The organism is Methylobacterium sp. WCS2018Hpa-22 (assembly GCF_031843785.1).
GTDB lineage: Bacteria > Pseudomonadota > Alphaproteobacteria > Rhizobiales > Beijerinckiaceae > Methylobacterium.
In genome coordinates this window covers 56,575-78,076 of record NZ_JAVTJA010000021.1, presented here as the reverse complement: position 1 = coordinate 78,076, position 21,502 = coordinate 56,575, and the positions used below count along the sequence as shown (strand labels likewise).

Here is a 21,502-nt window from a genome sequence, read left to right as displayed (position 1 = left end):
GCAGGTTGGCGATCATCACCATGCAGATCACGCCGATCACCAGCTGACCCCAGCGCCCGAAAGGCGGTGCGGACGCCGTGCCCAGGGTCGGATGGGTGGTCCCGCCCGAACGTGGGATGGCGGCGCGAACGGTCATGACCGTCTTCCTCGGTGTCTCGTCTGTTGTTTGCCGAGTTCTAGCCGGGAATATTTTGAATTCAAGAAACTTTGCTGGCAATGGCGTCGCAAGCCGAAACAAAAAATTTGGATCACGCGTATAAAAAATTCAAACTCTTGCTGCGGAGGCCTTTAACTTCACGCCAGTGCTCAGCTGCGGAGTTCCTCACCCGGATCAGTCGGGAATCGTACAATTCCACGGCCTCGAATCGGAACATTTCAGCAATTGTTATCGTTCGGCTTTCGACTTCGCGGTGCCCGGCGCATGCCGCGTCCCGGCCTCCCCGAGCGATCATGAGGATCATTTCGATGAGCAGCACCACCGACAAGATCAAGGGTCTCGCCAACGAAGCCGTCGGCAACATCAAGCAGGGTGTCGGCTCGGCCACGGGCAACGAGAAGCTGCAGGCCGAAGGCAAAGCACAGGAACTGAAAGGTGAGGCCCAGAAGACCGTGGGCGACGCCAAGGACGGAATCAAGGGCGCGGCTCAGAGCGCTGCCGACGCCGTCAAGAAGATCTGACGATCCGGCCCGATGGCCAGTCCGGTGAGGGGAGTATCTCTCCCCTCACTGTAGATCGACGTCCATGCGACGTCCGGCTGAAACAGAATCAAAGCCCGAACAACGATTCCAAGAGCCGGGACCGGGAGCCCGATTCAGGGCCAGTGCCCGGATCGGTGCGACGGCAGGATGGATCGGGCCCACACCCTTCCATCGACTCGCGAATGGAGATGTGTCCATGAACAGAGATCATTTCGACGGTGGCGTCCGCAATCTGCAGGGTCGCGGCAAGACGGCCATCGGCGCTGTGACGGGCCGCGCGCGCCAGCAGGTCGAAGGCGCATACGATCAGGCCGCCGGAGCAGCGCAATACGCGTATGGCGAAGCACGCGACACCGTGAACGACCTGCGCCGCGATGGCGAACGCTTCATCGGCGAGGCGAGCTCCCGCGCCCATGCCCTGGCCGACGAAGCAGAGCAGCGTCGCCAAGCGATCGCCGACCGTGGGTATGCACTCGCCGACGAAGCTCAGCGCCGCGGCCGTCACTACCGGGGTGAAGCCGTGCGGCACGGCCGGGCGGTGGCGGCTCGGGCGGACGAGAACAAGGCCGTCACGCTCGCCCTCGTGGCGGCGGCAGCCTTCGGGCTCGGATGGCTGTTGCGCCCCTCGCGCTGAGTCCGAGATCCGGACACCCTTCTTGTGAGGACCTATTCGGCCTAGAAGACCACCCTGGCGGCGCGGGGCCGCAAGGGACACGACGACCATGGCGGTGCGGAACTGGTTCGATCTCACGACCGGCGAGATCGAATCCGCCATCGGCCACTCCATCGCCATCCTCCCCGTGGCGGCAGTGGAGCAGCATGGCCCGCATCTGCCGCTGTCCACCGATGTCACCATCGCCGAAGGCTATCTCGCCAAGCTGGCCGAACTCGATGCGAGCGACCTCGACATCCTGGTCCTGCCGGTCCAGAGCATCGGCAAATCGAACGAGCACGACGCGTTTCCCGGCACGCTGACCCTCACAGCCGAGACGGCCCTGCGGGCCTGGGGCGAGATCGGCCGCAGCCTTCATCGCGCCGGATGCGGCAAGCTCGTCATCGTCACCTCCCATGGTGGCAATAGTGGCCTCATCGACCTCGTGGCGAGCGACCTGCGCAGTCTCGGCATGCTCGCCGTCACCACGGCCTGGAGCCGTTTCGGCTACCCGCCGGGCCTCTTTCCCGAAGACGAAATCAGGCATGGCATCCATGCCGGCGCCGTCGAGACGGCGCTGATGCTGGCGCTGAAACCCGATGCGGTGCGTCGGCAGGCCATAGCCGATTTTGAGCCTCGCTCAGTCGCGATGGAGCGCGACTTCACTCACCTGCGCGCCGGCCGCCCAGCCGCCTTCGCCTGGAAGTCGCAAGACCTCCATCCTTCGGGTGCCATCGGCAACGCGACTCTCGGCACGCGCGAAGCCGGCCTCGCGGCCCTCGATCACGGTGCGCGAGCCTTCCTCGATCTTCTGCGCGACGTGGATCGCTTCCGTCTCGATCCGTGAGGCGCCTTCGCGGCGCCTAATCCTCGTCCTCGGTCTCCGGGGTGCGGCCGGGCCAGGTGACGATCTGGTCGAGAAGTTCGTCGGTGGTGAACTCCTCTTCGTTGCCCGAGATCCGGCCGCGCACCGAGATGCCGGCTTCGTGGACGCTGGCCTGACGGCCTGAGACGAGGGGATGCCACGGATAGAGATCCTGGCCGTCGCGCACGAGGCGATAGGCGCAGGTCGGCGGCAGCCACGGGATGGTGCGGACCGCCTCCGGCGTCAGGCGGACGCAATCGGGCACCCGTCTCTGGCGGTTGACGTAATCGCGACAGTTGCAGGCGAGCCCGTCGAGTAGGGTGCAGCCGACATCGGTATGGTAGACCTCGCCGGTATCGTCATCCTCGAGCTTCAGCAGGCAGCACCGGCCGCAGCCGTCGCACAGGCTTTCCCACTCGGACGACGACATTTCGTCGAGGGTCTTCTCCCGCCAGAACGGCTTCGATGGCTCGGGTGCCATTGGGTCCGGGGCAAGGAGGGGGGATGTGCGGTCCCTCATCGGGAGCACCTTCGGGGTTCGAAACGGAGGGCGGAGCGCGCAGGCTCCTTGACGCATGTGGGCCTGATCGGCAAGCCGCGCCACCTCCGCGCCCCATTCCCGGATCAAGGTTGACGAAGGGTTATTCTCGCCGACGTCGCGACGTTTTCGCTTTCCGACGCATTATGGTGCGGGCCGTCCGCGTTCTTCCCCTGCCGAAGGGCGGGTGGTGTGGATTGCCGGGCCTCGCGAAGACGCGCGGAGCTTGGTAGTGCTTGACCTGCGGCATCGGTGAGCGGTGCCGGCCGTGCGTTGAGGGACAGAGATCACGTCGTGCGCCTGCCCAAAGCCACCTCGCTTCTGACGCGCCTGAAACACGCCGCCCTCGGCTTCGATGCCTGGGTGAATGCGAGCCTGTACGACAGCGGCCGCTCCACCGCCGAGACCTACGAGCGTTTCCAGGAACGCATGCAGATCTTCTCGGTGCGCGGCTGGAAGCGTGTCGCCCTGGATCTCACCAGCGAAGCGGTGACGCTCGGGACCGGCGGCGCCGTTCTGATGCTGGCCCTCGCGCAACCCGCCTTCAACCTCACCAGCGAGAACTGGCTGAAGCAGCAGGATCTCGCCGTCACCTTCCTCGACCGCTACGGCGTCGAGGTGGGGCGGCGCGGGATCAAGCACGACGACTCGCTGAAGCTCGACGACTTTCCCGACAGCATGATCAAGGCGCTGGTCTCCACCGAGGACCGGCGCTTCTACGAGCATTGGGGGATCGACCCGATCGGCACGGCGCGCGCCCTCGTGTCGAACTCGCGCGGCGGCGGCAACACGCAGGGCGGCTCCTCCATCACCCAGCAACTCGCCAAGAACCTGTTCCTCACCAATGAGCGCTCCCTGGAGCGCAAGGTGAACGAGGCGTTCCTGGCGCTGTGGCTCGAGAGCCATCTCAGCAAGAACGACATTCTCAAGCTCTATCTCGACCGCGCCTATATGGGCGGCGGCACCTTCGGCGCGGTTGCGGCGGCCGATTATTATTTCGGCAAGCCCCTGAAGGACGTGAGCCTCGCCGAGGCCGCGATGCTGGCCGGCCTGTTCAAGGCGCCGACGAAATACGCGCCGCACGTCAATCTGCCGGCTGCCCGCGCCCGCGCGGTGGACGTGCTCCACAACATGGTGGAAGCCGGCTTCGTCACCGAAGGCCAGATTCAGACGGCATTGCGCAACCCGGCGACGCCGGTGACCCGCACCCGCGACATCACCGCCGATTACTACCTCGACTGGGCCTTCGGCGAGATCAAGGGCATGGCGGATGCCGGCAAGCTGCGCGGCGACCGCGTGCTGATCGTGAAGACGCCCCTCGATATCGGTATCCAGAAACGTGCCGACCAAGCGGTGGAGAACATCCTGCGGCAGTACGGCGACCAGTACGACGTGGACGAGGCCGCCATGGTCATCCTCGATCCGGACGGGGCGCTGCGCGCCATGGTCGGCGGGGCCGATTACGGCGAGAGCCAGTTCAACCGGGCCACCGATTCCCTGCGCCAGCCGGGCTCGTCGTTCAAACCCTACGTCTATGCGGCGGGTCTCGCCGCCGGCCTCTACCGGCCGGACACCCGAGTCGTGGACCGGCCGATCTGCCTCGGCAATTGGTGCCCGCAGAATTACGGCCGCTCGTTCTCCGGCGCCACCAACCTTACCGTGGCGGTGGCGAAATCCATCAACACGATCCCGATCCAGATCTCGGTCGCACTCGGCAAGGCCATCGGCATCAAGGGCGACTTCCCCGCTGCCAAGGCCGGACGCGCCAAGATCATCGAAATGGCCCATCGCATGGGCATCACCACCCCGCTCACCGATTCCGTCTCGCTTCCCATCGGCTCGGCGGAGGTGAACGTCATCGATCAGGCGGCAGCCTATGCGGTGTTCGCCAATGGCGGCCGCAAGGCTAAGCCCTACGCGGCCATGGAGGTGAAGAACTCCTCCGGCGAGGTGATCTACCGCCATGCCGACGAGAAGCCCGAGCAGATCCTCTCCCCCCAGGTGGTGGCCGACATGAACTTCATGTTGAACAAGGTGGTGGAGGAGGGGACCGGCCGTCGCGCGCAGCTCGACGGCATCAAGGTCGCGGGTAAATCCGGGACGACCAACGCCTACAAGGATGCCTGGTTCGTGGCCTATACCGGCAATTACGTGGGCGCCGTCTGGTTCGGAAACGACGATTCCACCTCCACCAACAAGATGACCGGTGGCTCGCTGCCCGCCATGGCCTGGCACGACGTGATGGAAACGGCTCACCAGGGAATCGAGTTGAAGGCGATGCCGGGCCTCAAGGAGAACACCCGTCCGATCGCGCAGGCCGGGTCGTCCTCACCACCCAACGCCGCCGCCAGTGCGGCCGGCAAGCTCTCGCGGCGCTCGTTCGAGGTCATCGGCAGCATGAACGGACTGTTCCGCACCGTGGAGGCGGGGACGCCCGCCGGCGCCCGCGCCGCCGCTGGGGAGACCACGCGCGCCGTGGCCGATGGCGCCCGCCCGGTCGGCGGCCGCATTGGCATCCCGTAGCGACGGTGTCCAACGGCCCCAGGATGTCAGCCGCCGCATGAGCACCACAGATCACCCTGCCCGGTCCGGCGCGATGCCGGGCATCGCGGGCGTCGCCGGCCGGGGAAGCCGCGCCTTTCGGGCCGTCCTACGCCGGACGTCCCGCGTTGGGCTCGTCTTCTATACGCTCGCCCTCGGCGCGGGCTTGGGGTTGGCGACGGCGGATTACGCCACGCGGGGCGGCTATCCGTTCGGCGGCGTTTCGGTGGGGAGCTGGGTCGCCTGGCCGCGCACGGGCTCGCTCGGCGCCGATCCGTATGCCCGCGCGGTGAATGCCCGGCGCGGTGAGATTCCCCTGGCGGTGGGGGAAGGCCTGCTTCTCACCGCCTCCCAGGACGACGAGGGCCGCGCCCTCAATGCCACCTGCACCTACCGGATCGCCGGCGCGACGCCTCCTGCACGGGCTTGGACCATCACCGTCGCCGGGCGCGGCAAGCGTGACCCCGACCGGCCTGTGATGCGCGAAGGCTTCACCTCCACAGAGGTGCTGCGCGACGTGGACGGGCGCTTTTCCATCGTCCTCGCCCCGGACGTCCAGCCCGGCAACTGGCTGCCCATGCCGCGCGCTGCCGGCCCGGTGCGGCTGGCGCTCCGCCTCTACGATACGCCGGTGGCGGCCAGCGCCGGCACGGTGGAGCGATCCGCGGTTCCCACGATCTCCCGCACGGAATGCGCGGAATGAACCCGACCGGCCGTTTCCTTCTCGCGACCCTCGCCGGCCTCGTCCTGGCCGGGCTGGTGCATATCGTCGTCGTGCTGGCGATCCCGAGCCTGTCGGAATCCGACGCGCTGACGAAGGCACGCACCAGCGAGACGCTCGATCACGCGATGCCGGTCTACACTCTGGCCACCGGCATCAACCCGGCTCCAGCCGAGGCGTGGCTGCCCATTCCCGATCCCTCCGTCGCCGTGGGGATCTGCGCCTACAACCTCGCCGAGGGTCCGATGCGTGTCTCGGCACGGACCGGCGCGCTGATGCTGTCCCTGGCCGTTCATGGCCGGCGGGGGGCCTTCTACGCCGTCACCGATCAGGCGGCGGTGCGCGGCGCCCTCGACCTCGTGATCCTCACCCGTGCCCAATACGACGAAGCCTTGGCCAACGAGGACGAGAACGATGTGAGCCGCGACGTGCGGATCGTCGCCACCGAGCGGGAGGGCTTCGTGGTGGTGCGCGTGGTCGCGGCCCTTCCGAGCCAGCGGCAGGCGGCGAACGAGGCGGTCCAGGCCGTTTCCTGCACCATCGACAGCCCGACCGAGGACGCTGCGAAATCCGGCGGCTGAGGGCCGGCCCCCATCCTCTCCGGACGGGCAGCCCTGATTCAGTACTTCGCGACGATGGGGAGGGCGGCCTGGGGAACGGGCGCTTCCACCAATCCACAGCGCGCCTCGGCCTCCGCCGGAAGCAGCGGGTCGAGCATCACCCGGCGTCCGTCGAGGCCGGCGAGGCTGCGCTCGACCGAGACGGCTTCGACCGAAGGGACCTCCACGAGGAGATGCTGCAGGGCGTAGCGGTAACGTTCCGCTCGAACCCCCGTCTCCAGCCGGACCCAGGCCACGAGGCAGCGGTTCTCGGCGACCCGCATGGCGGCCTGCCGAATGCTCTCGTCGTCCAGGCTCTTCACGAAGGGCAGGCTGCGCAGGCGCAGGGTATCGGCATTCGCCACCCGCGCGGCCGTAGCCACGAAGAGTGGGATCAGGCGCCCATCCGCCGTGATGTCGTCCGACAGGCGACGATAGCGCGAAACGGGCGAGCGGAATGGCTCCGCGACCAGGGCCGCGTGATAGCTGGCGACGTCATCGTTCCGCCAACTCGGCGGCAGCACGCGGGTGCGGGTGAGATTGGCTAGGGCGTCGGTGAAGGCCTCGTTCTCGGCTGCCGGCATCAGGAAGCGCCAGGCCCGGTCACGCAGGGTGCGCTCGTCATCCGTGAGCGGGAAATACGAGGCCGGCTCGTTGCGGTAATGCGCGGCCACGGTGCCGGTGGATGCCACGAGGCTGTTCCACGCGCTCGGGGCCGGACGGCCGAAATCACCCTTTTGGGCGCAGCCTCCCAACAGCAGAAGTGCGGCGGCGGTTGCGGTCCGGACCGGGCGTCGGGTGGAGCTGACGGAATGGGACGCCGGCATCGCGCTTCCTCGGAGTGACGGTGCTGCTCGGCTCGCGGTGACCGGAGGCGGGGTCTCAAGAGGCGTGGGGCGTCAGGAGCGTCGGCGCTGGCGGGGGGCGGGCAACGCCGGGTCGGGCATGCGCTCGTAGCGGACGCCGGTGAACAGCAGGATCTCTCCCGCCATGCCGTCTGCGCTTTCGTCTTCCCTGCGGAAGCGGCGGACGGCGCTCTGGCGGAACGGCACGACGCTCGCGGTCGGGCGCGTCATCGAACGATCCCCCCGGTCGCCCGAAGGCTCTCCGGTATGTAGGTCGGCTTTCTGGGACTTGCGGTCAGGCGTCATCGCTGGCGATCCCATCGATCCTCGATCCGCACCACCCGAACCTGTCGGAAGCGTCCACTCGAATCCCGTCGGGGCCTGGCCCCGTCGAACTCTCAATCCATCGTGATGCAGAGCGGAGATCATCACGGGGTAGTTAACGAAAGGTTTCTGCACTCCTTCAATTCGAAGGGTAGCGCGGGACGGCTGACCTGGGGAACGCGGTCGCGTGGCAATTTCGCCGCAGCGACGGGGCCCTCCGAATAGCAGTTGGAAACGAGCCCTGGCTTGCTCCTTGCTTCGCTCTTCGCTGCCCATGGCGGGCGTTTCCTCCCTTGTACTCGGCCCCGCTCCACCTATGAGCGGGGCCATTTTCATGACCCGTCTCGCGGTGCATCGAGCAAAAAGTGTGACCGGCACGACACGCTCACCGTCCGCCCCCGTGTCCGATGAGCCTTGGCCGGAACAAGGACGGCATCCCGCGCGCTTGCTAACCCATGGCAGCGGCAGATATGCCGCCTCAATCCGATCCGAGCGAAGGACAACGCAGAATGCGCGTGGCGACCACACGATCCTCCAGCCTCTCGAAGGGCCTGTCCGTGGCTCTGAAAGCCGCTCCCTTCGCGCTCCTTCTCCTTGCGGCCGGCCCAGCCCAGGCCCAGCGTGAAGATCAGGGCCTGCAGCTCGGCTGCGCCAACGACTACTTCCGCCTCTGTGCCGGGGTCGATCCCAACAGCAACGAGGCCGAGAAGTGCATGGAGCGCAATCGCCCTCGTCTCTCTCCCGAATGCCGCAACGCCATCGGCGACTACGACCGTCGCACCGGCGGCAAGTCCCGCTGAGAAGATTAAGTCCCGCTGAGAGGATAGGTCCCGCTGAGGCGGGACCACGGAGACAAGTCTCGCCGACAGGGAAAAGTCACCCCTCGGCGACGCGTCCCGGTAAGAAGTCTGTCGACGCGAGCCGGGCCGTCGACTAGGCCTGCTGCGTCCGACGAAGACTGGGGACGGGCGGGTCCCCGAGCCTTCGCCGATGCTCGAACGTGAATGAGGCTCGTGCGCCATGGCTCTGACCGTCGCGGTTCAGATGGACCCGATCCAGGCGATCAGGATCGCCGGTGACACCACCTTCGCCCTGCTCCTCGAAGCGCAGGCGCGAGGCCACGACCTTCTGTTCTACACGCCGGACCGCCTCTCCATGCAGGGTCAGGTGGTGACCGCGCGGGTCGAACCCCTCCAAGTCCAGGATGTGGAGGGCGCTCACGCGACCCTCGGTGCCGTGGAGCGTGTCGATTTGGCCGAGGTCGACGTGGTGCTGATGCGCCAGGATCCGCCTTTCGACATGGCCTACATCACCGCGACCCATATGCTGGAGCGGATCCATCCTCGGACCCTGGTGGTGAACAACCCGGCCGAGGTGCGCAACGCGCCCGAGAAGCTGTTCGTCCTCGATTTCCCTCAGCTCATGCCGCCGACCCTGATCACCCGCGACAAGGCGGAGATCGAGGCATTCCGGGCCGAGCACGGCGCCATCGTCATGAAGCCCCTGCACGGACATGGCGGCGCGGCGGTGTTCCGGGTGCTGCCGGAGGACGCCAATTTCGGTTCGATGTTCGACCTGTTCTCGGTGACGTTCCGCGAACCCTGGGTGGTCCAGCGCTTCCTTCCCAAGATCACCGAGGGCGACAAGCGCATCATCCTGGTGGACGGCGAGCCCATGGGCGCGATCAACCGTGTCCCGGCGCTCAACGACATCCGCTCCAACATGGTGCGCGGCGGGGCGGCGGCGGCCTCCGACCTCACCGAGCGCGAGCGGGAAATCTGCGCCACGATCGGTCCGGAGCTCCGCCGGCGCGGCCTCATCCTCGTCGGCATCGACGTGATCGACGGCAACCTCACCGAGATCAACGTCACCTCTCCCACGGGCATACGCGCCATCAAGCGGCTCGGGGGACCGGATCTGGCGGTCTCGGTCTGGGATGCGATCGAAGGGCGAATCGCGGCAGCCTGAGCGCATCTTTCAGCGCCGGGCCACGCCCCTTTTCCGGCGCGAGGGCTGAAGGCGCCAACTGGGACGCCTTCGCCTTCGCCGATCAGCCTTTCGACGCGTGGACCGCGAGTTCGGGCTTGTGGTTCAGGGTCTGGAACACGACGCAGTAGCGCTCCGTCAGCTTGAGGAGCTGGTCGAGCTTCTCCTGCGGCGCATCGGTGTCGAGGGCGAAGTTCAGGCGGATCGCGCGAAAGCCCACCGGCGCTTCCTTGTCGACACCCAGCGTGCCGCGGAAGTCGAGGTCGCCCTCGGCGCTCACCGTGCCGGCGCGCAGATCGATCTCAAGGGCGGTCGCCACCGCTTTGATCGTGACCCCGGCGCAGGCGACCAGCGCCTCGAGCAGCATGTCGCCCGAGCAGAGTTCGAGGCCGGACCCGCCGGTGGCCGGGTGAAGGCCGGCGACCGCAAGCGCCCGCCCGGTCTCGACCTTACAGGCGATGGAGGTGTCGTCGAGGGTGCCCTTGGCCTTCAGGGTGATGACGGCCGATTCCGGCGTATTGCGGTACTGGTCCTTGAGAGGGGCCTGGAGCGAGCGCAGGGTGGTGGCGTCCATCGGGTGTTTCCTCGATCGTCTTGGTGCGATTGTCGTCTTGGTCTTTGCCTCGGCGTCTAACCTGGGATGCGCCCGGACGCCAGGGAAGGGCTCACCACCATTGCGCCGCCTCCGTAGGCGCCGCCGCTTGAGCCGGCTTCAGCGAGCGGTCCAGGGCGGCGAGGATGCGGCGGGTGGCGGCCTCGCTATGCGGCGAGGCCGGATCGCGCGGCCGGGCCAGCGCCAGGGGAATCGCATCGTCGAGCCGGCCGGGCTTGGGGCGCATCACCACCGCCCGGTCGGCCAGCGCCACTGCCTCACCGACATCGTGTGTGACGATCAGGATCGTCGGCTTCGTCTCCTGCCAGAGGGCGAGGAGATGGCCGTGCAGGTCCTTGCGGGTGAAGGCGTCCAGCGCCGAGAACGGTTCGTCGAGGAGGAGCACGCGCGGGTTCGCCACGAAGGCGCGGGCGATGGAGACGCGCTGCTGCTGCCCGCCCGAGAGTTCCCGCGGCCAGCGGCCCGCATGTTCGGCGAGACCCACCATGTCCAGAGCATGGGTGACGCGTGCCTTGCGCTCCGCCCGGGGCAGGTGGCCGAGGCCGAAGCCGACATTGTCGGCGACATCGAGCCAGGGCAGCAGGCGCGGTTCCTGGAAAACGAGCCCGACGCCCGGATGCGGCTCCGCGATTCGCTCGCCGTCGAGGACGATGCGGCCCTCGCTCGCCCGGTCGAGCCCCGCGACGAGCCGCAGCAAGGTGGTCTTGCCGCAGCCCGAGCCGCCGATGAGCGCGACGATCTCGCCCTGGGGCACGGCGAGGTCGATGCGCTCCAGCGCCCGCGTGCCGTCGGAATAGGTCTTGGACAGGCTATCGAGGGTGAGCATCGCGGGGCACCAGCCTTCTTCGATCCGGTGAGGGGACCTACAACGTCTCCCGCGCCGTGTCCTGCCAGCGCGTGAGAGGCCGGGTCACGGCGACGAGGACGGCATCGGCCAGCTTACCGAGGATCGCAAAAGCGATGATCGCCGCCAGGATCTGGTCGGCCTTGCTGAATTGCTGACCGTCGATGAGGAGGTAGCCGAGTCCTTCGGAGGCTCCCATCAGCTCGGCGGCGACCACGAACAGGAAGCCGAGGCCGAGGCCGGTGCGCAGGGCGGTCAGGGTCGCGGGCAGGACGGCGGGAAGCAGGATACGCCGGGCGAGCTGCAGCTTCGACAGCCGGAAGATGCGTCCGACCTCGATGAGCTTGCGGTCGACGGAGGCGATGGCCCCCGCCACCCCGATATAGACCGGGAAGAACACCCCCACGGCGATGAGCGTCACTTTCGGCGTCTCGAGGATGCCGAGCCAGAGGATGAAGAGCGGCACCCAGGCGAGGGACGGCACGGCACGCAGTGCCTGGAGCGTCGGGTCGAGGATATGGCGGGCTGTGGGAAGCGCCCCGGTCAAGGCGCCCGCCGCGATGCCGGCCAGGGCGCCGAAGGCGAAGCCGAGGGCGACGCGCACCAGCGTCGCCTGGACGTGCATCCACAGGTCGCCCGAGGCGGCAAGGTCGTGGAGGGTCGCCGCGATCCGGCTCGGCGGAGGCATCAGCCGCCCCTGGGCGAGGCCGGTGCGGACGGCGAACTCCCACCCGATAACCAGGGCCAGGGGCAGGATCAGGCCGAGCGCGAGGCGGCCGCCCCGGTGCCAGAAAGTGTCCCCCCGTGGCTTGGGCGACGCCGTCCCGTCAGCCGCGTCGTGCGCGGCCGACACCACGGAGGCGGTCGCAGCGGGCTCGATCACAGCGCGCTCGGTCGCAGCGGACTCGTTCACGGATCAGCGGGCGGCGGGTGCGAATTGCGGATCGATCAGCCCGTCCACCGCCGCCTTCACGTCGGTGCCGGCGGGGATCACTCCGGCCTGCTGCAAGGCGATGCCGGCGGCGGTGATCGACTCCGCTTGAGCCTTGCCGATGGCGGGCCGGGTGAGGTCGGTCCGCTCGATCTGGCGGGCGATCACCGTCTCCGGCAGTTTCGTCACCGTGACGAGGGCGCTCTTCAGGGCGTCCGGATTCTTGATCGCGTAGTCGCGCGCGGTCTCGTAGGCGGCGATGACGGTGCGGACGAGGTCCGGGTTCGCGGCGGCGAAATCCTCGCGCACGTCGAGCACGCCCCAGGTATTGGCGGCGGCATCGCGGTGGAACAGCACGTCGTCGTTCTCGATCTCGGAGGCCGCCATCATCGGGTCGAGGCCGGCCCAGGCATCGACGTCGCCCCGGTCGAGGGCGGTGCGCCCGTCGGCATGCTGAAGCAGGACGAGCTTGGCGTCCTTCTCGGTCAGCCCGGCGCCCTGAAGCGCGCGGATGAGGAAGATATGCGGGTCGGTGCCGCGGGTCACCGCGATGCGCTTGCCCTTGAGGTCGGCGGGCTTGGTGATGCCGCTGTCCTTGCGGGTCACCAGTGCCGTCCATTCCGGACGCGAGAAGACGTAGACCGCCTTGATCGGGTTGCCGTTGATCCGGGCGAGCAGAGCCGCGGCCCCCGCCGAGGACCCGAAATCGATGGCGCCGCCATTGAGGAATTCCAGCGCCTTGTTGGAGCCCAGCGACTGGGTCCATCGCACCTTGATGCCCTTGTCCTTCAGGGCCTCTTCCAGGAAACCCTTGTCCTTGAGGATCAGGCTCACCGGGTTGTAGGTTGCCCAATCGAGGCGGATCTCCTTGACCTCCGCCGCCTCGCCGTGGCGCGGCATCAGCAGAAGCGACGCGGCGCCGCAGATGACACTCAGGATGGCGCGACGAGACAGTGTCATCGGTCAATGGTCTCCATGGTCCCGGCAGCGGCGCGGGGTTTCCGAGGTAGCCAGGACCGTTCGTTTCGTCAAACAGATTTTCCGGCACGTCGAACGACATCATGCCGAGTGCCCATCACATCTACGCCTCTGCCTAGCGTTGTCTCTGGTGTCCGACCGGGAACATGATAACGGGTTTGCGCATGTTCGACGCCGCCGACGCCCTCAAGACGGTCCTCACCACTCTCGACCGCGACGTGCGCGAGGCGACGCAGCTGCGCGCTCTTCTCGTGCCGCAGCTCCGCCGCATCATCGAGCTCGGGCATGCCGATGCCGAAGCCCGGCTGATGGAGGAGCGCAACGGCACCGCCTGCGCCCAGCGCATCAGCAACCTCACCGATGCGGTGATCCGCACGATCCACGATGCGGTGGTGTGGCGGCTCTACCCCAACGATAATCCCTCCACGGGCGAGCAGCTCGCGGTGGTGGCCACTGGCGGTTACGGCCGTGGCACGATGGCGCCGGGATCGGACATCGATCTCCTGTTCCTGCTTCCCTACAAGCAGACCGCCTGGTCCGAGAGCGTCGTCGAGGCGATGCTCTACGTGTTGTGGGACCTCAAGCTGAAGGTCGGCCACGCCACGCGCTCGGTGGAAGAGTGCCTGCGCGAGGGGCGGGCCGACATGACGATCCGCACCTCCCTCCTCGAGGCGCGCTACCTCTTCGGCGCGCGGGCGCTGTACGAGGAGCTGGTCACGCGGTTCGACACCGAGCTCGTCATGTGGACGGCACCGGAATTCGTCGAGGCCAAGCTGCGCGAGCGCGATACCCGCGTCTCGAAATCGGGGGCCTCGCGCTACCTCGTCGAGCCCAACGTCAAGGACGGGAAGGGGGGCTTGCGCGACCTCAACACCTTGTTCTGGATCGCGAAATACACCTACCGCGTCCGCGATCAGAGCGAACTCGTCCCCGCCGGCCTGTTCACGCCGGAGGAGTACCGGGTGTTCGAGCGCTGCGAGGAACTGCTCTGGCGCGTCCGCTGCCACATGCATTTCGTCACCGGACGGTCCGAGGAGCGGCTCTCGTTCGGCCTGCAGCCGCGGATCGCCGAACGCTTCGGCTACGAGCCGCGCGGCGGCCTGTCGGGCGTCGAGCGCTTCATGAAGGCCTATTTTTTGATCGCCAAGGAAGTGGGTGATCTCACAGCCATCGTCTGCGCTGCCCTCGAGGCGCGGCATGCCAAGCGCACGCCGGTCCTCGACCGCTGGATCGGCCGTTTCCGTGATCGTTTCCGCGCCACCGCCATCGAGGCGGAGGATTTCATCGACGATCATGGTCGGATCAACCTGCGCACCGCCGATGCCTTCTCGCGCGATCCGGTGAACCTGATCCGCCTGTTCTGGCTCGCCGATCGCCACAACCTGCCGATCCACCCGGATGCGACCCGGGTCGCCACCCGTTCGCTTCGGCTCATCGGTCATTCGCTGCGCTCCGACACGGAGGCCAACGCCCTGTTCCTCGACGTGCTGACGTCGAAGAACTCGCCGGAGACGATCCTGCGGCTCATGAACGAGGCCGGCGTGCTCGGCCGGTTCATCCCGGATTTCGGCCGCATCGTCGCGCTGATGCAGTTCAACATGTACCACCACTACACGGTGGACGAGCACCTGCTGCGCTCGATCGGCGTGCTGGCGGCCATCGATTCCGGCACGGTCTCCGAAGACCACCCCATCGCCACGCGGCTCATCGACACGATCAGCCACCGCCGCGCCCTCTACGTCGCGGTGCTGCTGCACGACATCGCCAAGGGGCGACCGGAAGACCATTCCATCGCCGGCGCGGCCATCGCCGAGAAGATCGGCCCGCGCTTCGGCCTCACCCAGGCCGAGACCGAGATCGTGGCCTGGCTGGTCGAGCATCACCTGCTGATGTCGATGACGGCTCAGAGCCGCGACCTCTCCGACCCGAAGACGATCCAGAAATTCGCCTCCGTGGTTCAGACCATGGAGCGGCTGAAACTCCTGATGATCCTCACCGTCGCCGACATCAAGGCGGTGGGGCCGGGCGTGTGGACGGCCTGGAAGGGCACGCTGCTGCGCACCCTCTACGACGAGACCGAGGTGCTCCTGTCGGGCGGTCATTCCGAGATCGCCCGGACCGACCGGGTCCGCCTCATCCAGATGGGCTTGCGCGAACAGCTGGCGGATTGGGATCCGACCTTCTTCGATACCTATGCCGCTCGGCACAACCAGGCCTATTGGCTGAAGGTCGACGCCGTCCGGCAGTTCAAGAATGCGGGGTTCGTGCGCGGTGTCATGGAAGACGGTCGCACCGTCGCCACCGTCTACGAGACCGACCCGACGCGGGGCGTGACCGAGATCACAGTCTATTCACCCGACCATCCGCGTCTCCTCGCCATCGTCACCGGGGCCTGCGCGGCGCTGGGCGGCAACATCGTCGACGCGCAGATCTTCACCACGACCGACGGCTTCGCCCTCGATTCGATCTTCATCTCCCGCGCCTTCGAGCGGGACGACGACGAGTTGCGCCGCGCCAAGCGCATCACCACGGCGATCGAGCGGGCGCTGAGGGGCGAGATCCGCATCGCCGATCTCGTGGCCGACCGGCATCCGCCGAGCAACCGCTCCAACACGTTCCTGATCCCCCCCGACATGGCGATCGACAACGCCCTGTCGAGCCGGGAGACCGTCGTCGAGGTCACCGGCCTCGACCGGCCGGGCCTGCTCTACGAGTTGACGACCGCCCTCGGGCGCCTCAGCCTCAACATCACCTCCGCCCATGTGGCGACCTTCGGCGAGCGGGCGGTCGATGTTTTCTACGTCACCGATCTTACCGGCACCCGGGTGATCCAGCCCGACCGGCAGGCGGCGATCCGCAACGCGGTCATGGAGGTGTTCGCCAGCGATGTCGCTGCCCTGAGGGCGGAGGGGTTGGAAGCGCTAGTGGAGTCGCCGCCTCCGCGGGAAGCCTGAGCCCCCTGCAGGCATGAATCACGCAGGGGGCTGAGGCGGGAGACGGCACCAGGGCGGCGCTCGGCTTGATTTCATCCTCTGCGCGTCTGATATCACCTCCGATCCCGGAGCATGATGCCGACCCCCGTCGAGCGGGTCTCGGCGTCGTGGCCCGACCCCATTCCGATCGACCGCGTGCTGTGGGTCGCCGGCGACTATGACCGACGACCGGTGCGGGACGAGCAACCTGCGATCGACGAAGAGCGATGATGGCGAACGACATGGAGCATGATGGGCAGCGCGCCGACGCGGCGGCGGAAGCCGAGGCGAAGACCGATGCGCGTGCGGAGGACAACGCCGAGGCTTTGGCGGGCCTGATCGCCGAGCGCGACGAGTTGAAGGATCGCGTCCTGCGTACTCTGGCCGAGATGGAGAACTTGCGCCGGCGCACCGAGCGCGAGGTGGCGGATGCGCGGACCTACGCCGTGACGAATTTCGCGCGCGACATGCTGAACGCGGCCGACAACATCCGTCGTGCGTTGGAGAGCGTGCCGGCTGAGGCAGCCTCGGCTGCCGAGGGGCCGTTCAAGGCGCTGATCGACGGGATCGAACTGACCGAGCGCGATCTGGCCAAGACCCTGGAGCGTCACGGCGTGAAGCTCATCGAGCCGCAGGGCCAGCGCTTCGATCCGAACCGCCACCAGGCGATGTTCGAAGTTCCCAATGCCGAGGTCCCGAACGGCACGGTGGTGCAGGTGATGCAGTCCGGCTACATCATCGGCGACCGGGTCCTGCGCCCGGCCCTGGTGGGTGTCGCCAAGGGTGGACCCAAGGCCGCCGCCAGTCCGGCGGACGCGGCCTGACGCATCGGCCGAACATCAAATGATGACCGCAGCCTCGTCCCGGACGATACCTCCCGGGCGAGGCTGCCGCCCGGCTATTTCACTTCGACGCTGTCGATGACCTCGCGGAACTTCGACAGCATGGCGCTGCGCTGGTCGGCCCGCACCACGCCGAGCGCGCGGAGGTAACCGTCCGGCGCGAACCGGATGGTTTGCGAGACCACCACCGGCGTGTTCGAAGGGCCATCCACTGCGCGGGCAACGATCTCGTGCCAGTCGACGCCGTTCTGGCGGTAGGTCTGCGAACGCTCGACCGCGAAATCCTTCATCGTCTGGTTCGAGTAGAGCGCGGCGCGGGCGAAGGCATCGCGCTGCTCCGGCTGGGGCGGCTGCTGGACGGCCTGGGCCAGCACCAGGATGGGCTGTTCGAGATTGAGCATCTGGTCCTTCGGACCTTGCGTCATCAGGACCGAATTACCCGCGAGTACCCGGACGGGACGGAAGCCGGCCGATTCACGGATTCGGAACGGCAGCGCGGCGACCTGTTCGTCCAGGGTGAGTTCCGGCCGGATCTTCACGCTGGTCAGCATGTTCCGCATGGTTTCCGGCGTCTCGGCATCCGGCACGGTCTGGGCGATGATGATGCCCGTGACCGTGGTGTCACCGACGAGCAGCAGCCATTTCTTGATGGCTGGGGTGTTGGCGCCTTCCGGGGCCGGCTGCTCCCCCGTGAAGAGCACGGCATCCACGTCACCCGCGACCTTGATGGCTTCCCGCGTCGCGACGACGAACCCCTGCGTACGGAGGTTCTCGTCGGTGAAGCTCTTCTCCAGGTCGACGAAGGCCGTCGACGGCAGCTCGACGATGGAGAGCGTCGCGCCGCCTTCCATCCGCTCGAATCCGGAGAACCGCTTGGACAACGTCATGTCCGAGGCCGGCGTGAAGCCGAAGCGCGAACTCGGCGGGAAGATCGCATCGGCAGCCCAGGCCACGGAGATGGCGCCTGACGAGAGCCCGGCGATCAGGGCCAGTGCCGCGACCGGACGGACGAGATTACGCAGACGCATCGGATCGGTTCTCCGCGACGGAGCCGCCTGTTGCGGCTCCGGTTCAGGTGTTCGGACGCGAGACGACTCCGGTCAAGGCGAAGGGCTCGCGCGGCCTTCGTGAGGAAGGCTCGCCGACGATGGGTCGGCCCACACCTTCCCGCTGTCAAGCGTTCCGGTCGGCCTGCGGCGGGGCCGTGGCTCCACGCCGCTGTCGGCCCGCCTCCCGGGCGGAGCCACGTTCGGCGGAACGAGGGAGCATAGGCGTGCTGGATGTCTGTTCGGGAACCGCGCACCGATGCCCGGCGCGGCTTTCACCGCGCTTTGCCGTCAAGCGTCGTGGTCGATGTCCCGCTCAAGGACGGCCTTGCTCTCCACCGTGGTGTCGGATTTGAGCTGATAGACGAGGGGGATACCGGTGGCGATCTCGAGACTCGCGATGGTCTTCGTGGTCATCCCGTCGAGCACCATCACCAGCGCACGCAGCGAATTGCCGTGGGCGGCCACCAGGACGCGCTCGCCGGCCATGACGCGCGGCAGGATGGTCTGAATATAATAGGGCAGCACGCGCGCTGCGGTGTCCTTCAGGCTTTCGCCGCCGGGGGGCGGAATGTCGTAGGACCGGCGCCATTGATGGACCTGGGCATCGCCCCAGCGCTCACGGGCATCGTCCTTGTTGAGGCCCGACAGGTCCCCGTAATCCCGCTCGTTGAGCGCCTCGGACCGGACCGTCTCGATGCCGCCCTGGCCCATCTCCTCCAGGATCAGCGCGCAGGTATGCTGTGCCCGCTGAAGGTTGGAGGTGAAGGCGACGTCGAAAGCATAGCCCTGCTGCTTCAGCCAGCGGCCGGCGGTCCTGGCCTCGGTGATGCCGAGCTCGGTGAGTTGCGGATCGCGCCAGCCGGTGAAAAGCTTCTTGAGGTTCCATTCGCTCTGGCCGTGGCGAGCGAGGACGAGCAGGCGCTCCATCAGACGTCCATCCTATTTCTCGGTGAATGGTGCGACGCAACAGAATCTGCGCCTGCGGGGCTGGTGTACCGGCCGACCTGAACAGTCAATGACCGGGCGCTCGTATCAGAGACCGAGGACGTCGGCCATGCCGTAGAGGCCTGGAGGTTTGGCATGGGCCCACAACGCCGCTCGTACGGCGCCACGGGCGAAGATCGCCCGATCCTCGGCATGGTGGCTGATGGTGATGCGCTCGCCGGGTCCGGCGAAGGTCACGCTGTGGTCGCCCACCACCGTGCCGCCACGCAGGGTGGCGAAGCCGATATCGCCGGGCCGGCGCGCGCCGGTATGGCCGTCCCGGGTGGAAACGCGCGTCTCGGCGAGGTTGACGCCGCGCCCCACCGCGGCCGCCTCCCCGAGGAGGAGGGCCGTGCCGGAGGGCGCATCCACTTTCATGCGGTGATGCATCTCGACGATTTCGATGTCGAAATCCTCGCCCAAAGCCGCAGCGACCTTCCGCACGAGACCGGCGAGCAGGTTCACGCCGAGGGACATGTTGCCCGAGCGCACGATCCGGGCATGGTGCGCTGCCGCAACGAGCTTGTGGATATCCGCTTCGGCGAGGCCAGTCGTGCCGACGACATGGACGATGCGGGCCTGGGCGGCGAGTTCGGCGAAGAAGGTCGTGGCCGAGGGGGCGGTGAAATCGAGGACGCCGTCGGTGGCCGCGAAGACCGTGAGCGGATCGTCGGTGACGTTGACGCCGAGCGGCGGCAGGCCGGCGAGGGTCCCTGCATCCTGGCCGAGGGCGGGCGAGCCCTCGCGCTCGACGGCGCCGCTCAGGGTGCAGCCCTCGGTCTCCGTCACCGCCCGGATGAGCATCCGCCCCATGCGCCCCTCGGCACCGACCACTGCGAGCCGCATCCTGTCGTCCTTCCACGAGAATTCGCGCCTGCGGTACAGCCTCAACCGGGCGATGCCAAGGCGAGGTTGGCCAGGGCGAGGTTGGCCAAGGCGAGGCTGTCGGTGTGCGGGCCTGTCCGCTCAGCGCTTGCCGGCGGCGAGGATCGGTCCGAGGACGTCGGTGACGCCGTTCACGGTGATCTGGGTGCCGATGCACAGGAGCAGGAAGGCGAAGAGCCGGCCGAGAACCCTTGCGCCGACCGGGCCGATGGCGGTCACCACCCTGTCGGCCGAGCCGTAGGTGAACCTGACCAGGAGCGCGATGGCGAGGGCCGCCAGCGACATGCCGAGATAGAACCCGATCCGGTCGGGCCCCGGAACGGGCCGGTTCGAGCCGAGGGCGATCGCGACGGCGATGGTGCCGGGGCCCGTCGTGAAGGGCAGGGTCAGGGGGAAGAACGCCACGTCGGCGACGCTGTCGGGAGCATCATGGGTCGCCTCGGCATGTTTCCGTGCCTCACGAGCCTCGGGTGCGCTGAGCAGGGTCCAGGCGGAGGCGGCGACCACGAGACCGCCTGCGATCCGCAGGGCACCCAGCGACACGCCGAAGAAGTTGAGGATCGGCGCCCCCGCCCATAGGGCCGCGAGCATGATCAGCGCTGAGTAGAAGCCGATGCGCTTGGCGATCTCCACCCGTTCCGGATGGGAGTTCTGCGCGGTGATCTGCGAGAAGATGAGGGCCGAGCCGACCGGATTGACGATCGAGAAGAGGCTCGAGAACGCGAAGATGAAGCTGTGGAGCGCCGCTTCCGGGGCGATGAGGCTGAACATGGAAACGGCTGCCTTTGGTCTGGAGCCTTGGTCGGATGCCTGAATCGAGTGGCCTCGGTTCAGCCCGGGGAGGGGGTGGGAACCAGTACTCTCGCCGGAGCGAGGCGGGTTGCCCGTTGCACCTTGCGGACCGCCACCGGACGATAGAGCTGCTTCGTGGCGTCGATGACGTGCAGGCCCGCGAAGGGGAGGGAGAGACCGGTCCCGACCTTCTCCCAGGCGCTGGCCGTCCGCAGCCAGAGCCGGCTGTTCACCGGGGGCATGTAGAGCGCCTCGGCCCATCCCTCTGGCGAGAATTGGGTGGTCCGCATCAGCCGCCCGAGCTGCGAGCGGCTATACGGCTGGCCATGGCCGAACGGCGTTGCATCGCGACGTGCCCAGACGCCGCGCCGATTGGGCACGACGAGGATCATCCGCCCGCCCGGCGTCAGCACGCGCCACACGTCCTGGAGCAATTCGGTCGGGCTTTCCACCGATTCGAGGGCATGGACCAGGATCACCCTGTCCACCGCCGCTTCCGGCAGGGGCATCATCGTGGGGTCGGCGAGGGCCGAGCAGGAGCGTCCGCCGCCGGGCCAGTTCACGACTCCCTGCGTGGCCGGCATGAAGGCAAGCGTGCGCTCGGCGATGACGTGGATCGGCCCGAGATAGGGGGTCGCGTAGCCCAGGCCGAGAACCCTCAGGCCCGAGACCGAGCCGAGGAACCCATGGATCGCCCGCCCGACGATGCGATGGGTCACGCCGCCGAGGGGGCTGGCATAGAAGGCGCGCAGATCGGTCACGTCGAGGCGCATGGGCGGCTTGCTCCGGCGCGGCCGGACGTTTTGAAGTTACAGGGTTCTTTGACGCAGGCTAGGAATCGG

General features: G+C 67.6%; 23 protein-coding genes. 11 read left to right on the top strand and 12 right to left on the bottom strand.

All coding sequences use genetic code 11. From position 1 onward, the window contains the following. Window positions 1-465 precede the first annotated feature (465 nt). The 3 genes from RQI43_RS22090 (at window position 466) to RQI43_RS22080 (ending at window position 2,198) form a co-directional block, all read left to right on the top strand. Entirely contained in the window at window positions 466-678 is a 213-nt protein-coding gene (locus tag RQI43_RS22090; RefSeq protein ID WP_056251411.1) for a CsbD family protein, read from the top strand. Between the two features lie 217 nt (window positions 679-895). Then, entirely contained in the window at window positions 896-1,333 is a 438-nt protein-coding gene (locus RQI43_RS22085; protein ID WP_056426954.1) for a CsbD family protein, read from the top strand. 88 nt (window positions 1,334-1,421) lie between these two features. After that, window positions 1,422-2,198, top strand: coding sequence for a creatininase family protein (locus tag RQI43_RS22080; protein WP_311276605.1), 777 nt, complete (start codon window positions 1,422-1,424; stop codon window positions 2,196-2,198). A 16-nt stretch (window positions 2,199-2,214) separates the two neighbouring features. Here RQI43_RS22080 and RQI43_RS22075 read toward each other — a convergent pair whose 3' ends face one another. Further along, window positions 2,215-2,697 carry a YcgN family cysteine cluster protein gene (locus RQI43_RS22075; protein ID WP_018045819.1) on the bottom strand — a complete coding sequence of 161 codons (483 nt, stop codon included), beginning with the start codon at window positions 2,695-2,697 and terminating at the stop codon, window positions 2,215-2,217. Window positions 2,698-3,048: 351 nt separating this feature from the next. On the opposite strand from RQI43_RS22075, the gene RQI43_RS22070 reads away from it, so the two are divergent. Genes RQI43_RS22070 through RQI43_RS22060 form a run of 3 tightly spaced genes read left to right on the top strand, consistent with a single transcriptional unit; the run spans window position 3,049 to window position 6,597 of the window. Further along, the gene (locus RQI43_RS22070) at window positions 3,049-5,277 is read left to right on the top strand and encodes a PBP1A family penicillin-binding protein (protein ID WP_311276604.1); all 2,229 of its coding nucleotides are present in this window, start codon (window positions 3,049-3,051) and stop codon (window positions 5,275-5,277) included. A gap of 37 nt (window positions 5,278-5,314) precedes the next feature. Next, complete coding sequence (locus RQI43_RS22065) at window positions 5,315-5,998, top strand: DUF1214 domain-containing protein (protein ID WP_405030688.1); 684 nt, start codon at window positions 5,315-5,317, stop codon at window positions 5,996-5,998. Beyond that, window positions 5,995-6,597: a hypothetical protein gene (locus tag RQI43_RS22060; protein WP_056427089.1), complete on the top strand. Its 603-nt coding sequence runs from the start codon at window positions 5,995-5,997 to the stop codon at window positions 6,595-6,597. Before RQI43_RS22065 ends, RQI43_RS22060 begins: the two co-directional genes overlap by 4 nt. Window positions 6,598-6,635: 38 nt before the next feature. On the opposite strand, the gene RQI43_RS22055 is transcribed toward RQI43_RS22060, so the two are convergent. After that, on the bottom strand, window positions 6,636-7,442 hold the full coding sequence (locus RQI43_RS22055) for a hypothetical protein (RefSeq protein ID WP_311276603.1): 807 nt from the start codon (window positions 7,440-7,442) through the stop codon (window positions 6,636-6,638). A 72-nt stretch (window positions 7,443-7,514) separates the two neighbouring features. Continuing rightward, window positions 7,515-7,691, bottom strand: a complete 177-nt coding sequence (locus tag RQI43_RS22050; protein ID WP_311276602.1) for a hypothetical protein — start codon at window positions 7,689-7,691, stop codon at window positions 7,515-7,517. 602 nt (window positions 7,692-8,293) lie between these two features. Here RQI43_RS22050 and RQI43_RS22045 point away from each other — a divergent pair. Together RQI43_RS22045 and gshB are read left to right on the top strand one after the other, a co-directional pair. Beyond that, window positions 8,294-8,584, top strand: coding sequence for a hypothetical protein (locus RQI43_RS22045; RefSeq protein WP_056426933.1), 291 nt, complete (start codon window positions 8,294-8,296; stop codon window positions 8,582-8,584). Between the two features lie 220 nt (window positions 8,585-8,804). Then, complete coding sequence (gene gshB / locus RQI43_RS22040; RefSeq protein WP_311276601.1) at window positions 8,805-9,752, top strand: glutathione synthase; 948 nt, start codon at window positions 8,805-8,807, stop codon at window positions 9,750-9,752. Window positions 9,753-9,834: 82 nt separating this feature from the next. On the opposite strand, the gene RQI43_RS22035 is transcribed toward gshB, so the two are convergent. The 4 genes from RQI43_RS22035 to RQI43_RS22020 all read right to left on the bottom strand — a co-directional run bounded on the left by RQI43_RS22035 (window position 9,835) and on the right by RQI43_RS22020 (window position 13,118). Beyond that, on the bottom strand, window positions 9,835-10,344 hold the full coding sequence (locus RQI43_RS22035) for an OsmC family protein (protein WP_056426926.1): 510 nt from the start codon (window positions 10,342-10,344) through the stop codon (window positions 9,835-9,837). A 91-nt stretch (window positions 10,345-10,435) separates the two neighbouring features. Then, window positions 10,436-11,209 carry an ABC transporter ATP-binding protein gene (locus RQI43_RS22030; RefSeq protein ID WP_311276600.1) on the bottom strand — a complete coding sequence of 258 codons (774 nt, stop codon included), beginning with the start codon at window positions 11,207-11,209 and terminating at the stop codon, window positions 10,436-10,438. A 37-nt stretch (window positions 11,210-11,246) separates the two neighbouring features. Beyond that, window positions 11,247-11,987 carry an ABC transporter permease gene (locus tag RQI43_RS22025; protein WP_056427084.1) on the bottom strand — a complete coding sequence of 247 codons (741 nt, stop codon included), beginning with the start codon at window positions 11,985-11,987 and terminating at the stop codon, window positions 11,247-11,249. Between the two features lie 156 nt (window positions 11,988-12,143). Continuing rightward, on the bottom strand, window positions 12,144-13,118 hold the full coding sequence (locus tag RQI43_RS22020; RefSeq protein ID WP_056426920.1) for an aliphatic sulfonate ABC transporter substrate-binding protein: 975 nt from the start codon (window positions 13,116-13,118) through the stop codon (window positions 12,144-12,146). Between the two features lie 182 nt (window positions 13,119-13,300). Between RQI43_RS22020 and RQI43_RS22015 the strand changes: the two genes are divergently transcribed. The 3 genes from RQI43_RS22015 (at window position 13,301) to grpE (ending at window position 16,932) form a co-directional block, all read left to right on the top strand. Then, window positions 13,301-16,090: a [protein-PII] uridylyltransferase gene (locus RQI43_RS22015; RefSeq protein WP_056426917.1), complete on the top strand. Its 2,790-nt coding sequence runs from the start codon at window positions 13,301-13,303 to the stop codon at window positions 16,088-16,090. Between the two features lie 111 nt (window positions 16,091-16,201). Next, window positions 16,202-16,339, top strand: a complete 138-nt coding sequence (locus tag RQI43_RS22010; RefSeq protein WP_156467748.1) for a hypothetical protein — start codon at window positions 16,202-16,204, stop codon at window positions 16,337-16,339. Further along, on the top strand, window positions 16,336-16,932 hold the full coding sequence (grpE, locus tag RQI43_RS22005) for a nucleotide exchange factor GrpE (protein ID WP_056426914.1): 597 nt from the start codon (window positions 16,336-16,338) through the stop codon (window positions 16,930-16,932). Before RQI43_RS22010 ends, grpE begins: the two co-directional genes overlap by 4 nt. A 74-nt stretch (window positions 16,933-17,006) precedes the next feature. On the opposite strand, the gene RQI43_RS22000 is transcribed toward grpE, so the two are convergent. From RQI43_RS22000 to RQI43_RS21980, 5 genes are all read right to left on the bottom strand, one after another. Then, window positions 17,007-17,978, bottom strand: a complete 972-nt coding sequence (locus RQI43_RS22000) for a hypothetical protein (RefSeq protein WP_207410793.1) — start codon at window positions 17,976-17,978, stop codon at window positions 17,007-17,009. Window positions 17,979-18,287: 309 nt separating this feature from the next. Further along, window positions 18,288-18,926 (bottom strand): 2,3-bisphosphoglycerate-dependent phosphoglycerate mutase, encoded by a 639-nt coding sequence (locus RQI43_RS21995; protein ID WP_056143159.1) that lies wholly within the window; start codon window positions 18,924-18,926, stop codon window positions 18,288-18,290. A 105-nt stretch (window positions 18,927-19,031) separates the two neighbouring features. Further along, on the bottom strand, window positions 19,032-19,829 hold the full coding sequence (dapB, locus tag RQI43_RS21990) for a 4-hydroxy-tetrahydrodipicolinate reductase (protein ID WP_311276599.1): 798 nt from the start codon (window positions 19,827-19,829) through the stop codon (window positions 19,032-19,034). A 120-nt stretch (window positions 19,830-19,949) separates the two neighbouring features. Then, entirely contained in the window at window positions 19,950-20,639 is a 690-nt protein-coding gene (locus RQI43_RS21985) for a MarC family protein (protein ID WP_056426902.1), read from the bottom strand. Between the two features lie 59 nt (window positions 20,640-20,698). Then, complete coding sequence (locus RQI43_RS21980) at window positions 20,699-21,433, bottom strand: class I SAM-dependent methyltransferase (protein WP_056426899.1); 735 nt, start codon at window positions 21,431-21,433, stop codon at window positions 20,699-20,701. Window positions 21,434-21,502: the final 69 nt, after the last annotated feature.